General features: G+C 65.8%; 11 protein-coding genes. 8 read left to right on the top strand and 3 right to left on the bottom strand.

Annotated features, from left to right (window positions below; translation table 11 throughout):
* Nucleotides 1–69: 69 nt before the first annotated feature.
* From polA to QXZ94_RS29035, 3 genes are all read left to right on the top strand, one after another.
* The gene (gene polA / locus QXZ94_RS29045; RefSeq protein WP_315724197.1) at nucleotides 70–3,087 is read left to right on the top strand and encodes a DNA polymerase I; all 3,018 of its coding nucleotides are present in this window, start codon (nucleotides 70–72) and stop codon (nucleotides 3,085–3,087) included.
* 1,001 nt (nucleotides 3,088–4,088) lie between these two features.
* Nucleotides 4,089–5,288 (top strand): glycosyltransferase family 87 protein, encoded by a 1,200-nt coding sequence (locus QXZ94_RS29040; protein ID WP_315724195.1) that lies wholly within the window; start codon nucleotides 4,089–4,091, stop codon nucleotides 5,286–5,288.
* Nucleotides 5,289–5,372: 84 nt separating this feature from the next.
* A complete protein-coding gene (locus QXZ94_RS29035) occupies nucleotides 5,373–6,008 on the top strand; it encodes a LysE family translocator (RefSeq protein ID WP_315724193.1) in 636 nt (211 codons plus the stop codon).
* A 191-nt stretch (nucleotides 6,009–6,199) separates the two neighbouring features.
* Here the strand turns inward: QXZ94_RS29035 and QXZ94_RS29030 are convergent, their stop codons facing one another.
* Entirely contained in the window at nucleotides 6,200–6,826 is a 627-nt protein-coding gene (locus QXZ94_RS29030) for a glutathione S-transferase family protein (protein ID WP_315724191.1), read from the bottom strand.
* Nucleotides 6,827–7,008: 182 nt separating this feature from the next.
* On the opposite strand from QXZ94_RS29030, the gene pyrE reads away from it, so the two are divergent.
* Together pyrE and QXZ94_RS29020 are read left to right on the top strand one after the other, a co-directional pair.
* Nucleotides 7,009–7,566, top strand: a complete 558-nt coding sequence (gene pyrE / locus QXZ94_RS29025) for an orotate phosphoribosyltransferase (protein ID WP_315724189.1) — start codon at nucleotides 7,009–7,011, stop codon at nucleotides 7,564–7,566.
* 190 nt (nucleotides 7,567–7,756) lie between these two features.
* A complete protein-coding gene (locus QXZ94_RS29020) occupies nucleotides 7,757–8,572 on the top strand; it encodes a DUF2865 domain-containing protein (RefSeq protein ID WP_315724188.1) in 816 nt (271 codons plus the stop codon).
* A 22-nt stretch (nucleotides 8,573–8,594) separates the two neighbouring features.
* Here QXZ94_RS29020 and QXZ94_RS29015 read toward each other — a convergent pair whose 3' ends face one another.
* Nucleotides 8,595–9,026: a hypothetical protein gene (locus tag QXZ94_RS29015; RefSeq protein WP_315724186.1), complete on the bottom strand. Its 432-nt coding sequence runs from the start codon at nucleotides 9,024–9,026 to the stop codon at nucleotides 8,595–8,597.
* Nucleotides 9,027–9,214: 188 nt separating this feature from the next.
* On the opposite strand from QXZ94_RS29015, the gene QXZ94_RS29010 reads away from it, so the two are divergent.
* The 3 genes from QXZ94_RS29010 to QXZ94_RS29000 all read left to right on the top strand — a co-directional run bounded on the left by QXZ94_RS29010 (nucleotide 9,215) and on the right by QXZ94_RS29000 (nucleotide 13,171).
* A complete protein-coding gene (locus tag QXZ94_RS29010; RefSeq protein ID WP_315724184.1) occupies nucleotides 9,215–9,517 on the top strand; it encodes a GIY-YIG nuclease family protein in 303 nt (100 codons plus the stop codon).
* Nucleotides 9,518–9,741: 224 nt separating this feature from the next.
* Entirely contained in the window at nucleotides 9,742–12,252 is a 2,511-nt protein-coding gene (locus QXZ94_RS29005) for a glycogen/starch/alpha-glucan phosphorylase (protein ID WP_315724182.1), read from the top strand.
* 100 nt (nucleotides 12,253–12,352) lie between these two features.
* Nucleotides 12,353–13,171, top strand: coding sequence for a thioesterase family protein (locus tag QXZ94_RS29000; RefSeq protein ID WP_315724181.1), 819 nt, complete (start codon nucleotides 12,353–12,355; stop codon nucleotides 13,169–13,171).
* A gap of 259 nt (nucleotides 13,172–13,430) precedes the next feature.
* Here QXZ94_RS29000 and QXZ94_RS28995 read toward each other — a convergent pair whose 3' ends face one another.
* Nucleotides 13,431–15,044 carry a phosphoenolpyruvate carboxykinase gene (locus QXZ94_RS28995; RefSeq protein ID WP_315724179.1) on the bottom strand — a complete coding sequence of 538 codons (1,614 nt, stop codon included), beginning with the start codon at nucleotides 15,042–15,044 and terminating at the stop codon, nucleotides 13,431–13,433.
* Nucleotides 15,045–15,160: the final 116 nt, after the last annotated feature.

Here is a 15,160-nt window from a genome sequence, read left to right as displayed (position 1 = left end):
CGTGGGGAACGCGCGGGATTCTGGCGTTCCGAGGGTGTCAATCCCCGCCAAATTCCCTACATTGCGGCCATGCCCAAAGCTCCCCAGAAAGCCGCCGTCTCGCCCGCCGCCCCTGCGCCTGCCGCCAAGAGCGCGGCCAAAGGGGACCATGTGTTCCTGGTCGACGGTTCGTCCTACATCTTCCGCGCCTATCACGCGCTGCCGCCGCTGAACCGCAAGTCCGACGGGCTGCAGGTCAATGCCGTGCTCGGCTTCTGCAACATGCTGTGGAAGCTGCTGCGCGACATGCCGGAGACCGACCGGCCGACGCATCTGGCGATCGTGTTCGACAAGTCCGAGGTCACCTTCCGCAACAAGATCTATGCCGACTACAAGGCGCACCGGCCACCGGCGCCCGATGACCTGATCCCGCAATTCGCGCTGATCCGCGAGGCCGTGCACGCGTTCGACCTGCCGTGCCTGGAGCAGGCCGGCTACGAGGCCGACGATCTGATCGCGACCTACGCGCGGCTGGCCTGCGAACGCGGCGCCACCACCACCATCGTGTCGTCCGACAAGGACCTGATGCAGCTCGTCAACGACTGCGTCACGATGTACGACACCATGAAGGACCGCCGCATCGGCACCGCCGAGGTGGTCGAGAAGTTCGGCGTGCCGCCGGAGAAGGTGGTCGAGGTCCAGGCGCTGGCCGGCGATTCCACCGACAACGTGCCGGGCGTACCCGGCATCGGCATCAAGACCGCGGCGCAGCTGATCAATGACTATGGCGATCTCGAAAGCCTGCTGACGCGCGCATCCGAGATCAAGCAGCCGAAGCGGCGCGAGGCGCTGATCGAAAACGCCGAGAAGGCGCGGATCTCGCGCCAGCTGGTGCTGCTCGACGACAAGGTGGACCTCGAGGTGCCGCTCGACGACCTCGCCGTGCACGAGCCCGATCCGCGCAAGCTGATCGCCTTCCTCAAGGCGATGGAGTTCTCCACGCTGACGCGGCGCGTCGCGGAGTACTCGCAGATCGATCCGGCCGACGTGACGGCGGACGCGCAGTTGAAGAGCGGGGCAGTCGCGGCCGCGGCCCCCGCCCAGCCCTCCTCCACAAGCGGGGGAGCGAGCGCACCGAGCAAGCCGGCGGCTGCGCCGAGAACCGGCGACTTGCGGACAGACAAGTCGGCGATGAGCAAGGGCACGCCCGCCGGTCTCGCCGAGACACGGGCGGAGTCGGCGAAGAGCGCCCGCATCGATCGCGACAAATATCAGACGCTGCGGTCCCTGCCCGAGCTGAAGGCCTGGCTGGCACGCGCACATGATTTCGGCCGGATCACCATCGAGGTGAAGGCCAGCTCGATCGATCCGATGCAGGCGAGCCTGTGCGGCTTGGCCCTGGCCCTGGCGCCGAACGAGGCTTGCTACATCCCGCTGGCGCACCGCCAGGCCGGCGATGGCGGCGGCCTGTTCGATGCCGGGCTGGCACCGGACCAGATCAAGGAGAGCGAGGCGCTCGCGGCGCTGAAGCCGGTCTTCGAATCCGCCGGGCTGCTCAAGATCGGCTACAATATCAAGTTCATCGCCGTGCTGCTGGCGCAGCACGGCATCACACTTGCGAACGTCGACGACATCCTGCTGATGAGCTACGCGCTCGACGCCGGACGCGGCTCGCACAAGCTGGACTCGCTGGCCGAGCACGTGCTCGCCCATGCCTTGCTCAGTGAAAGCGAGCTGATCGGCAGCGGCAAGAACAAGCTGACCTTCGAGCAGGTCGCGATCGACCGCGCCACGGCACATGCGGCGGAGGCTGCCGACGTCATCCACCGCGTCTGGCGGGTGCTGAAGCCGCGCCTCGTGGCCGAGCGCATGACCGCAGTCTACGAGACGCTGGAGCGGCCGCTGGTCTCGGTGCTCGCGCGGATGGAGCGGCGCGGCATCTCGATCGACCGCCAGGTCCTCTCGCGGCTGTCCGGCGACTTTGCCCAGACCGCGGCGCGGGTCGAGGCCGAGCTGCAGGAGCTGGCCGGCGAGCCGATCAATGTCGGCAGTCCCAAGCAGATCGGCGACATTCTGTTCGGCAAGATGGGTCTGTCCGGCGGCACCAAGACCAAGACCGGCGCGTGGTCGACCTCCGCCTCCATTCTCGACGACCTCGCCGAGCAGGGCAATGATTTCGCGCGCAAGATCCTGGAATGGCGCCAGGTCTCGAAGCTGAAATCGACCTATACGGACGCGCTGCCGACCTACGTCAATCCGCAGACGCATCGGGTGCACACCACCTACGCGCTGGCCGCGACCACCACCGGCCGGCTTTCGTCGAACGAGCCGAATTTGCAGAACATTCCGGTGCGCACCGAGGACGGCCGCAAGATCCGCCGCGCCTTCATCGCCACGCCCGGGCACAAGCTGGTCTCGGCGGACTATTCGCAGATCGAGCTGCGGCTGCTCGCGGAGATCGCCGACATCCCGGTGCTGAAGCAGGCGTTCAAGGACGGGCTCGACATTCACGCGATGACGGCCTCCGAGATGTTCGGCGTGCCGATCAAGGACATGCCGAGCGAGGTGCGCCGCCGCGCCAAGGCGATCAATTTCGGCATCATCTACGGCATCTCGGCGTTCGGCCTCGCCAACCAGCTCGGCATCGCCCGCGAGGAGGCCTCGGCCTATATCAAGCGCTATTTCGAGCGCTTCCCGGGCATCCGCGACTACATGGACGCGACGCGCGAGTTCTGCCGCAAGAACGGCTATGTCGTCACGCTGTTCGGCCGCAAGTGCCACTATCCTGAGATCAAGGCGTCCAACGCCTCGGTGCGCGCCTTCAACGAACGCGCCGCGATCAACGCGCGGCTGCAGGGCACGGCGGCCGACATCATCCGCCGCGCCATGACGCGCGTCGAGGACGCGCTGGCTGCGAAGAAGTTGTCGGCTCAGATGCTGCTGCAGGTGCACGACGAACTGATCTTCGAGGTTCCGGAGGACGAGGTCGCCGCGACCTTGCCTGTGGTGCAGCACGTGATGCAGGACGCCCCCTTCCCGGCGGTGCTGCTGTCGGTGCCGCTGCACGTCGACGCGCGTGCTGCCGACAATTGGGACGAGGCGCATTGAGCTGATTGCGCTACTCCTTCCGACGTTGTTGACATTTGGTCGAGGCCCGATCGCATCGCCAACCACTTCCGTCGTCCCGGCCTCGAGCCGGGACCCATACCCCCAGGGAGCGGTTCGAGGCACTCTGGTCATTGGCCTTCTGCCCAAAACGACCGCCGCGGAGTATGGGTCCCGGATCGGCGCCGTGCCGCGCTGTCGCGCGTCACGGCTTGTCCGGGACGACGGCGGAGTGAGTGGGCGCATTCACGGTTCAAACAGCTAAGGACATGAAGGGCACGGCTTCGCTGTCTCGCGGCACATCATGCCCGAGGCTTGCGATCAGTCCGCCCCTGCAAATAGTGCAAAGGGCGCAGGGAAGGCCGGACCTCGACTGAGGCCCGTGGCCCGCCTGCTCAAAAAAATGCAGGCGGCAGGTACCACAGGTTCAGCCGGACAGACCCGGCCCTCCCTGCGCGATGGGTTTAACGGCTGCTCCGTGCTCTCCCCGGGGACCGGGCTTTCTTGCCCCCGTCGCCCTCGCGACACGTCATGTCACTGATCATGTCACAACGGACTTAGCGCCAGCATCGGGGCGCCAGGACCACACGGCTTGACCGTCCGCGAGCTGTCCATCGTCCAGCGCATGAGCACCCGACAGACCCGCGGCCACCGCTCCCCGCCTCAACGTATCGTGACGACGCGTACGCCCCTCTGCATGAGGGCGGGATGCGCGGAGTAGAGCATGATTTCTGAAAAATAGCAATCGAAATCTTCGAAGGATGTCGGATAGCATCGTCTCGTGCGGGTATGGCTCACCGATCGAGGCCGCGCGGCCCGCAGCGGCTTTACCTGTCGTTAGGCACGATGGCATCGTCGCCTGATCATCCGGACCGCTGGTAACGCGGCATGCAGCCGTGTCCGGCCAGAATTCGAGGGGCACCGCGCGCGAGCGATCACGTGGGCCACCCATTCATGCCACGATCATGCCGATGCCGCCGAACACCTCGACCCCGCACAGCTCCATGACCGCGATCGCATCCGCAGCTCACCCCGCGACGCGCGACCGGCGCGCGATCCTGATCGGCCTCGTCGCGCTCGTGCTCTACAACGGCGCGTATCTCATCAGCTGGGTGCTGTCGTCGCCGCAGCCGGCATTCGGCGACTTTTTCGGGCTGTGGTCGTTCGGCAAATACGCGGCACTCGCAGGCGCCGGGATCTACGATCCCATCGCGCTCGCCAACTACCAGCAGACGCTCGATCCCACGCTCGGCGGCGGCGGCTTCCCCTATCCCTATCCGCCGACCTTCCTGCTGGTGATGATCCCGCTGGGCATGCTGGCACTGCCCGTCGCTTATGCCTGCTGGATCTCGGTCACGTTCGTGCTCTATGGCCTTGCCACGCTGGGTCGTGACTGGCGCTCGCTGGCCGGCCTCGCGCTGCTCGCCGCGCCGACGACCCTGATCAACGCGATCACCGGCCAGAACGGCTTTCTCTCCGCGGCGCTGATGATCGGCGGATTGCGGCTGCTCGCGAGCCATCCGGTCGTCGCAGGCGGCCTGCTCGGCCTGCTCGCCTACAAGCCGCAATTCGTGCTGCTGATGCCGGTCGTGCTGCTGGCCTCGCGCAATTGGAGCGCCATCCTGTCTGCGATCATCACGACGATGATCGTCGTCATCGTCACCAGCGCTGCGCTCGATCCCTGGATCTGGCTGCAATGGATCGCGAGATTTCCGGACTACCGGGCGCAGCTCGGGGCCAACCAGGCCAGCCTCGATCACATGATGCCGACGGTCATCGCCGGCCTGCACGCGCTCGGCGCGCCGCCGACCGTTGGCCTCATGATCCAGCTGATGCTGTCCTGCTCAATCGTCGCGCTGGTGTGGAAGGCCTGCCGCCGCGGCATGACGGATCAGGCGATCGCGCTGGTCGCGGTCGGCAGCATCGTCGTCACGCCCTATGCGATGATCTACGACATGCCGATGGTGGCTGCGGGGATCGCGATCCATTGGAAGGCGCGGGTCGATGCGGGTGAGCCGATCGCTCCGCTGGAGATCGGTCTGGTGATCGCATTGGGGGCCTGCCTGCTCGCGATGATCACGCACAGCCTTCCGCTCGCGGCGGCGCTGCTGCTGGTGCTGCTGGTGCTGAGCATCGCCGGCGTGTTCGACCGCGCGGGCCGCAAGGTGCCCGAACTCAACGTCGCGCCGCCCGCAGCCGGCTGATTGCTCTCGGTGCAATTGATCGGATGACGGTGAACGATCGGCTGCGCTAAGCATCGACCGGCAATCCTCATCATCGGGCCGGTCATGCCGCACACCTCATCCCTGCTTGCCTTCGCGCTGGTCTCGTTCGGCATGGTGCTGACACCCGGGCCGAACATGATCTACTTGATTTCACGCTCGATCACGCAGGGCCACACGGCCGGGCTGGTCTCGCTGGGCGGCGTCGCTGTCGGATTCGTGGCCTACATGCTGGCCGCGGCGTTCGGCATCACCGCGCTGCTGTTCGCCGTGCCCTTCGCCTATGACGCGCTGCGCCTCGCCGGCGCGGCCTACCTCCTCTATTTGGCGTGGCAGGCGGTGAAGCCGGGAGGACGCTCGCCGTTCCAGGTAAAGAAGCTCGCGGTCGACAGCCCGCGCAGGCTGTTCCTGATGGGGCTCGTCACCAATCTGCTGAATCCGAAGATCGCGATGCTGTATCTGGCGCTGCTGCCGCAGTTCATCGATCCGGCCGCCGGCAGCGTGCTCACGCAGTCGGTGGTGCTCGGCGCGATCCAGATCGTGATCAGCGTCAGTGTCAACGCCGTCATCGCAATGGCCGCGGGATCGATCGCGCTGTTCCTGGCGACACGGCCGACCTGGGCGCTGGTGCAGCGCTATCTGATGGGCACGGTGCTCGCCGGCCTCGCGGTGCGCATGGCGCTGGAGGCGCGGCGGGGTTAGCGGTTCTCGCCAGCGAGCTAGCCCCCTGCCGGCTTGTCGGCCCCCTCTCAACCCTCACCCTGAGGAGCACGCCGCAGGCAGGCGTCTCAAAGGGCGAGGCCCCCATGTGGCCTCATGGTTCGAGACGCGCCGCAACCGCGGCGCTCCATACGATAAGGGTCTGGAAGAGAGGGTGGCGCTGGGCTTTGCCCTCAATCCAGCTTCGTCTCCATGCCGCGCTTGACGGCAGGGCGGACCATCAGCGCGTCGTACCAGCGCTTGACGTTCGGAAAGTCGGCGAGGTCGACCTTGTGGCGCGGATGGCGCCAGGCCCAGCCGAGGATGGCGAAATCGGCGATCGACAGCGCGCCGGCCACGAATTCGTGGGCGGCGAGGCGGCGGTCGAGCACGCCATACAGCCTGACCGTCTCGGCCATGTAGCGCTTCAGGCCGTAGGCGCGGTCCTGCTCGTTCTCCAGCGCGATGAAATGATGCACCTGGCCGGGCATCGGGCCGAAGCCGCCCATCTGCCACATCAGCCATTCATAGACCGGCACCCGCTCGGCGAGGGATTTCGGCAGGAACCGGCCGGTCTTCTCCGCCAGATAGAGCAGGATGGCACCGGATTCGAACACGCTGACCGGCCTGCCCTCGGGCCCCTCGGGATCGACGATCGCCGGGATCTTGTTGTTGGGGCTGATCGCGAGAAACTCCGGCGCCATCTGGGCGCCCTTGGTGATGTCGACCGGGATGACGCGGTAGGGCAGCCCCATCTCCTCCAGCGCGACCGAGATCTTGCGGCCGTTGGGGGTATTCCAGGTGTGCAGCTCGATCGTCATGGCGGGGCGTCCTTCCGAATGTCCTTGCTTGGTCCGTCGCTTCCCATTAGCTCGAAACTGCGCGGCGTTCCAAACGTACCGTTGTTGATGGGACATCCTGGCGGCTGGCCTCGGCCGCCCGAGCCCGATAGATTGCGCCACCCGAGAATCCATCCAAGAATCGACCCTCAGGGGAAAACGCCGTGTCCAAATCCGCCTCCCGCGCCCGCCTCCTCGAGATCATCCGCAGGCGCTCGTTCGGCCGTGGCGAGGTCACGTTGGCCTCCGGCCGCAAGAGCGATTTCTACTTCAACCTGAAGCCGACCATGATGGACCCGGAGGGCGCCACCCTGCTCGCCGAGCTGACCTATGAGGCGCTGAAGGACGAAGGCTACGACTATATCGGCGGGCTGGAGATGGGCGCCGTGCCGCTGGCCGGCGCGATTGCGCAGATCTCCTGGATCAAGGGCCATCCGATCGCCGCCTTCTTCGTGCGCAAGAAGCCGAAGGAGCATGGCGCCAAGCTCGCCATCGAGGGCCTGGCCCGCGATGAGACCCTGGCCGGAAAACGCATCGTGGTGGTCGAGGACGTCACCACGACCGGCGGCTCGGCGATGAAGGCGGTGGAGGCCCTGCGCGAGGCCGGCGCCGAGGTCTCGCTGGTGTTCACCATGGTCGACCGCGAGGAAGGTGCGGCCGAGGCGTTCGCCGAAGCCGGCCTGCCGTTCCAGGCGCTGTACAAGGCACGCGAGTTCCTCTGACGATTGCTCGCGAGCCGACTTTCGCGCCTCGCGCACACCGCTCATTTACCAACGGCCGTTAAGGTTACCGCAAAGCTGATGGCGCGATGCCGTGGGCATCGCCCATTCGATCGCACATGATCGAATCGACTCGGGGCATGCGGCGCCCGGGCCGGGCTTTGCGGCGATTATCTTGGCATGGGAGTGGGCGTTGCGTAGCGTTTTGTCGTTTCGGCTGACGTCCCGCCGTGTGGCGGTCGCGACCAGCATCGGCGTGGCCGTCGCGTTCGCGCTGGCGCCGCAGATGGCGTCGGCCCAGGGCCTGTTCGATTTCCTGTTCAGTGGCTTCAACAAGCCGGCCTCGCAGCGGCCGGCGCAGCAGGGCGGCTTCTTCGCCGATCCGTTCGGCACCAATCCGCAAGGCCCGCCGCAGCCACGTGTCGCCTCCGGATCGGGCGCGGCGTTCTGCGTGCGCACCTGCGACGGGCGCTATTTCCCGCTGACCCGCGGCCTCGCCACGCCGGCGCAGATGTGCCAGGCGTTCTGCCCGGCCAGCCCGACCAAGATCTATTACGGCTCCAACATCGACTATGCGACGGCGGCCAATGGCGAGCGCTATGCCGACAGCGAGACCGCGTTCGCCTACCGCCAGGCGCTGCGCGCCGACTGCACCTGCAACGGCCGCGACCCGGCCGGGCTGGCACCGGTCGACCTCTCGCTCGACACCTCGCTGCGGCCCGGCGACATCGTCGCCACGGCCGACGGGCTGGTGGCCTATTCGGGAAGCCGCGGCAGCGGCGGTCAGCCGGCCGATTTCAAGCCGGTCGCGTCCTATCCGGGACTGAACTCCGATACGCGGGCGCGGCTGAGCGAGATGAAGGTGGCGCCGGTGCGCGCCGAGATGCTGGCCGCCGATGCGTTGGCCGCCATGCCGCCGCCCGAGGCCCATGCCGGCAATGTCAGCGTCGCGCCGCCGATGACCATCGCCCCGAAGCCGGGCCGCGCCAAACGCGCAGATGTGGACTGAGCTTTAGCCCTCGTCGTTCCGGCTAGCGCCCGACGATCACGCCGATCACGTTCGGCGCCTCGAGATATTTCTCCTCGATCGCCGCGCGCGTGGCGGCACGGTTGTCCGGCGTCAGCAGGCCGCGCTTCTCGGCCAGTATCATCCAGCAGAAGCCCCACCAGTCCGTTAGCATGCCCTCGTCGTCGACCAGGTCGTAGCCCTGCTCGGCGGCAAAGATGCGCGCCCGCGCCTCGTCGAGCCCATCGAGGAAGGTGTGGTCGGTGGCCGAGAACAAATCGTCAGAAATGTCGTCCGTGGTGTAGCCCCACACCGACATGCACACCGCGTTGAACGCGCGGTCGATCTGGTCGTCGTCGACGGCCCGCCGCCGCGCCGTCTTGTGCAGCCGCGTCAGGCTGCGCGCAAAATCGGCGATGCGGGTCAGGGCCAGGGGATCGAAGGCGGTGTTGGACATGGTGTCCTCACGAGATGCACTGATGCCGGAGCTTTGGGTGTCGGGCGGATCGAATCGCAATGAGGATAAACGATCGCTTGCTAAATTGTTCTTAATTTGTTCTAGTCGAAAAATAAAGCCAATTTTCGTCGTCCCGGCCTCCGAGCCGGGACCCATACCCACCACAGCCGCTTGGTTGGCACGGACCGATGAGCGCACAGGCCGCATGGACGGTCTACATTCTTGCCAGCGGGCATCATGGCACGCTGTATATCGGCATCACCAATGATGTCAGAAAGCGCCTGGAAGATCACCGTGCCGGGCGAGGCTCCAAGTTCGTCAGCAAGTATAAGGTTTTTCGCCTGGTTTACGTCGAGAGCTTCGCCAGCCCGCTCGAGGCGATCGCCCGCGAAAAGCAGCTGAAGAACTGGCACCGAGACTGGAAGGTCGAGCTGATTGAAAGGGAAAACCCAGATTGGAGCGACTTGTCGGGCCTCATCTTCGGCCGGTGAGTCTGGATCCCGGCTTTCGCCGGGATGACGAGTGCTCAGGGTCTTTCGACACATCACTGCGCACGTTCAACCGGGCCAACGGCGCGTTCCACGACCGGAACCCGGCCCGAACTTTGCATCTTTTTCCATCACCTTGCTGTGCGGACCAGCCTTTCCCCGGGTTTCGGACCGCACGCAACCATCGTATGCTTTTACCGGTTCCTCGTAGCATCACAGGTTTCAAGGTGACAGATCAGCCGTCCCAGCGCAGCTTCGTAAGCACCGGCCAGCCCGTCGACGAATTGGCCGTCGCCGAGATCAAAAGCGACATCCTGGCCAAGCTTCGCCTCACCATCGGCAAGGAAGCGAGCCAGGCGACGCAGCAGGACTGGTACCACGCCGCGGCGCTGACCTTGCGCGACCGCATCGTGCATCGCTGGCTGACGGCGGACAAGGAGAGCTACGACGCCGGCCGCAAGCGGGTCTATTATCTCAGCCTCGAATTCCTGATCGGACGCCTGTTCACCGACGCGCTCAACAACATGGGCCTGATGAAGGTGTTCGAGACCGCGCTCGGCGATCTCGGCGTCGGCCTGATGGACCTGCGCAAATGCGAGCCGGATGCCGCGCTCGGCAATGGCGGCCTCGGGCGGCTGGCGGCGTGCTTCATGGAGAGCATGTCGACGTTGCAGATCCCGGCGATCGGCTACGGCATCCGCTATGATTTCGGCCTGTTCCGCCAGGTCATCGTCGACGGCTGGCAGCACGAATATCCCGACGTCTGGCTGTCGTTCGGCAATCCCTGGGAATTCCAGCGCCCGGAGGTGGTCTATCACGTCCATTTCGGCGGCGGCGTCGAGCATGTCGACGACAAGGGCCGCGACCGCGCGATCTGGCATCCCGGCGAGACCGTGCAGGCGGTCGCCTATGACACGCCGATCGTCGGCTGGCGCGGCCAGCATGTGAATGCGCTGCGGCTGTGGTCGGCGCGCTCGCCCGATCCGCTCAAGCTCGACGTGTTCAACTCCGGCGACTATCTCGGCGCCTCGGCCGAGGAGGCGCGCGCGGAGGCGATCTGCAAGTTCCTGTATCCGAACGACGAGAGCCCGGCCGGCCGCGAGCTGCGGCTGCGCCAGGAATATTTCTTCGTCTCGGCCTCGCTGCAGGATCTCGTCAAGCGCCATCTCGGCTCCGACGGCCAGCTGCGCAGCCTGTCGCAGAAGGCCGCGGTGCAGCTCAACGACACGCATCCCTCGCTCGCGGTCGCCGAGCTGATGCGCATTCTCGTCGACCTGCACAATTTCCGCTGGGACGAGGCCTGGAAGATCACCATCGCCACCCTGTCCTACACCAACCACACGCTGCTGCCGGAGGCGCTGGAGACCTGGCCGGTCGAGCTGTTCGAGCGGCTGCTGCCGCGGCATCTCGAGATCATCTACCGCATCAATGCGCAGCATCTCGCGCTCGCCGAGCAGCGCGCGCCGGGTGACATCGACTACCGCGCCTCGGTGTCCCTGATCGACGAGAAGAGCGGCCGCCGCGTACGCATGGGCCAGCTCGCCTTCGTCGGCTCGCACCGCATCAACGGCGTCTCGGCGATGCATTCCGACCTGATGAAGGAGACCGTGTTCCACGATCTCAATCATCTCTATCCCGGCCGCATCACCAACAAGACCAACGGCATCACCTTCCGCCGCTGGCTGACCCTCGCCAACCCGAAGCTGACGAGCCTGCTGTGCGAGGCCTGCGGCGACGCCATCGTCGATGATCCGACCTTGCTGACGAGCCTGGAGAGCTACGTCGCGGACTCCGGCTTCCACCAGAAGTTCCGCGCGGTGAAGCACCACAACAAGGTGCAGCTGGCACGCCTGATCGGCGAGCGCATGAACGTGCGGCTCGATCCGAGCGCGCTGTTCGACGTGCAGATCAAGCGCATCCATGAATACAAGCGCCAGCTGCTCAACATTCTCGAAGCGGTGGCGCTGTATCTGGACATCAAGGACGACCCGCAAGGAAACTGGGTGCCGCGGGTGAAGATCTTCGCCGGCAAGGCGGCGGCGAGCTACCGCTATGCCAAGCTCATCATCAAGCTGATCAACGACGTCGCCGAGGTGGTCAACAACGATCAGGCGATCGGCGGCAAGCTCAAGGTCGTGTTCCTTGCCGACTACAATGTCAGCCTGGCGGAAACGATCATTCCCGCAGCCGATCTGTCCGAGCAGATCTCCACCGCGGGCATGGAGGCGTCCGGCACCGGCAACATGAAGCTGGCGCTGAACGGCGCGATCACCATCGGCACGCTGGACGGCGCCAACATCGAGATCCGCGACAATGTCGGGGTCGACAACATCGCGATCTTCGGCATGGAGGCCGGCGACGTCATGCTCCGCCGCCAGCAGGGCCTCGACGCCACCGACATCATCCGCCGCTCGCCGCGGCTGGCGCGCGCGATCGATGCGATCGCCTCCGGGCTGTTCTCGCCGGGCGAGCCGGGCCGGTTCGAGCCGATCGCACATGCGCTGCGCCATCTCGACCACTACATGGTCTCGGCCGATTTCGATTCCTATTACGACGCCCAGCGCGGCGTCGATGCGCGCTGGCAGACGACGCCGGCCTGGACCCGCGCCTCGATCCTCAACGTCGCCCGCATGGCGTGGTTCTCCTCCGACCGCACCATCCGCGAATATGCCGACGACATCTGGAACGTGCCGGTCGGCCCGGTTGCAGCCGCGCCGGCGCATGCGCAGCGGGCGTGAGGGGTCGTCGCGCTTCGTCAACGACCCGTGACGTCATTGCCGACGCCGCCGATTGCCTTTGACCTGACGAGCATCATACGATGATCGTCAGGAGGATTGCATGACCGAGACGTCGCCAACTCACCTGTTCGACGAGGCCACCCGCGTCACCGCCGGCGACAGCCGCTGGCAGGGCCGCACCAGCCCAGACTACTGGGCCTTCGTCGGCCCGTTCGGCGGGGTCACCGCGGCGACCGTGCTGCGCGCCTTGATCCAGCATCCGCAGATCGCCGGCGATCCGCTGGCGGTGACGGTCAACTATTGCGCGCCGATTGCGGAAGGGCCGTTCGATCTCGACGTGCGGCTGGTGAAGGCCAACCGCTCCTCGCAGCACTGGTGCGTCGAGCTGAGCCAGGGCGATGCCGATGCGGCGACATTGGCGACCGCGGTGTTTGCCGAGCGCCGGCCATCCTGGTCGCATCAGCCGGCTGTCAAGCCGGACGCGCCGCCATTCGACCAGGTCAAGCGCTATCCCGACGCCGGGATGTCCTGGACCAGACAATACGACTTTCGCTTCGTGGAAGGCCGACCGGAGTTCGGCAGTCCGTCAGACGCACCGCGCAGCGCCTATTCCCGGCTGTGGATCTCCGACCGCAAGCCGCGCAAGCTCGACTGCCTGTCGCTGCTGTCGATGTCGGATGCTTTTTTCGGCCGTGCATTCCATGTCCGCGGCGAACTGATCCCCTTCGGCACGGTGTCGCTGACGACCTATTTCCACGTCAGCAGGGAGGAATTAGCGGCCGAGGACATCACGCACGTGCTCGCAACGGCAGATGCCAAGGTGTTCAACCGCAGCTATCAGGACCAGCATGGCGAGCTGTGGTCGCCATCGGGACGATTGCTCGCGACGACGACGCAGATCGCGTATTTCAAGGCGTGAAAGCCGGGACGCACGCCCAAAAGCCGGTGTCGTCCCGGCCTTGAGCCGGGACCCATAACCACCATCCGTCGTTTGGCGAAGGCTGGAGCGGCCAGCATGCCTCATCACATCGCCCTGTGGTTATGGGTCCCGGCGTTCGCCGGGACGACGGCGGTGGGTGAGGTGCGACCCCGGCAGATCAGATCCATGCGTTGGCGGTAGGCCTGCGGAAGGCCGGACGGGTCGGCCGCAACGCGGCCGACCCGTCGCATGTGCAGCCCTACTCCGCCGCGAGCTTCACGTCCGGCGCGGCGGCGCGGACATCGGCGTCGACCTGAGCTTCGAACTTGGCGAAGTTCTTCTGGAACATGCCGACCAGCGCGCGGGCGGTCTTGTCGAACTCGGCCTTGTCCTTCCAGGTGTTGACGGGATCGAGGATCTCGCTCGGCACGCCCGGCAAGGCGGTCGGCACCGCGAAGCCGAAATATTTGTCGGTGCGGAATTCGACGTTGCGGAGCGAGCCGTCGAGCGCGGCGGTCAGCAGCGCGCGCGTCACCTTGATCGGCATGCGCGAGCCCACGCCGTACTTGCCGCCGGTCCAGCCGGTGTTGACCAGCCAGCAATCGACATTGTGGTCGGCGATCAGCTGCCGCAGCATGTTGCCGTAGACGGAAGGGTCGAGCGGCAGGAACGGCGAGCCGAAGCAGGTCGAGAACTCCGGCTGCGGCTCGTTGCCGAGGCCGCGCTCGGTGCCGGCGACCTTGGCGGTGTAGCCGGACAGGAAGTGATACATCGCCTGCGCCGGGGACAGCTTTGCGATCGGCGGCAGCACGCCGAAGGCGTCGGCAGCGAGCATCACCACGTTCTTCGGATGCGGCGCGCGGCCGGTGCGCGAGGCGTTCGGGATGTAGTCGAGCGGATAGGCCGAGCGGGTGTTCTCGGTCTTGGAGCCGTCGTCGAAATCGGGGACGCGCGTGTCCTCGTCGAGCACCACGTTCTCCAGCACGGCGCCGAAGCGGGTCGATGCCGCGTAGATCTGCGGCTCGGCGTCCTGCGACAGCTTGATGCATTTGGCGTAGCAGCCGCCCTCGAAGTTGAACACGCCGGACGGACCCCAGCCATGCTCGTCGTCGCCGATCAGCGTACGGTTCGGATCGGCCGACAGCGTCGTCTTGCCGGTGCCGGACAGGCCGAAGAAGATCGCGGTGTCGCCGTTCGGGCCGACATTGGCCGAGCAGTGCATCGGCATCACGCCGCGCTCGGGCAGATAGTAGTTGAGCGTCGTGAACACGCTCTTCTTCATCTCGCCGGCATAATACGACCCGCCGATCAGAACGATCTTGCGGGCGAAATCGATGGCGACGACGTTCTGCGAGCGCACGCCGTGACGCGAGGGGTCGGCGCGGAAGCTCGGCATGTCGATGATCGTCAGCTCCGGCACGAAGGTGTCGAGCTCGATGGTCTGCGGACGGATCAGAAGCGTGCGGATGAACAGCGAGTGCCAGGCCAGCTCGGTGAACACGCGGGTCTTGATCCGGAAGCTCGGATCGGCGCCGCCATACAGATCCTGCGCGAACAGGCTCTTGCCCTCGGCGTGCTTGATGAAGTCCTGATACAGCGCCTCGAACTGCTCGGGCGTGATCGCCTGATTGCCGGCCCACCACATCTTTTCGGTGGAGGCATCCCGCACCGTGAACTTGTCCTTCGGGCTGCGGCCGGTGAACTCGCCAGTATCCGCGCACAGCGCCCCATCGGCAGACAGCACCGCCTCGCCCGCCGCCAGCGAATATTGATAGAGCTGGGGAGCGCCGAGATTCCAATGCAGCTGCTTGAGATTCTTTAAGCCGAACTTGTCGGCACCGAAGGCACCGTTGCGAATACCCGTCTCTTGCACGAAGATCCCTCCTGAGAGCCCGCATCAATTGCGCGCAATTCGGCGCAGTGCGCGGTGACCGTTACCGTTTACATCGCCTTATCCAAGCGCGGTCGCCGACCTAATAATGATCAACG

This window comes from Bradyrhizobium sp. SZCCHNS2022, from assembly GCF_032377575.1.
In the GTDB taxonomy this organism is placed as follows: Bacteria; Pseudomonadota; Alphaproteobacteria; order Rhizobiales; family Xanthobacteraceae; genus Bradyrhizobium; species Bradyrhizobium aeschynomenes.
The sequence above is the reverse complement of the archived record's forward strand: the minus strand, read 5'-3'. Positions and strand labels throughout refer to the sequence as shown.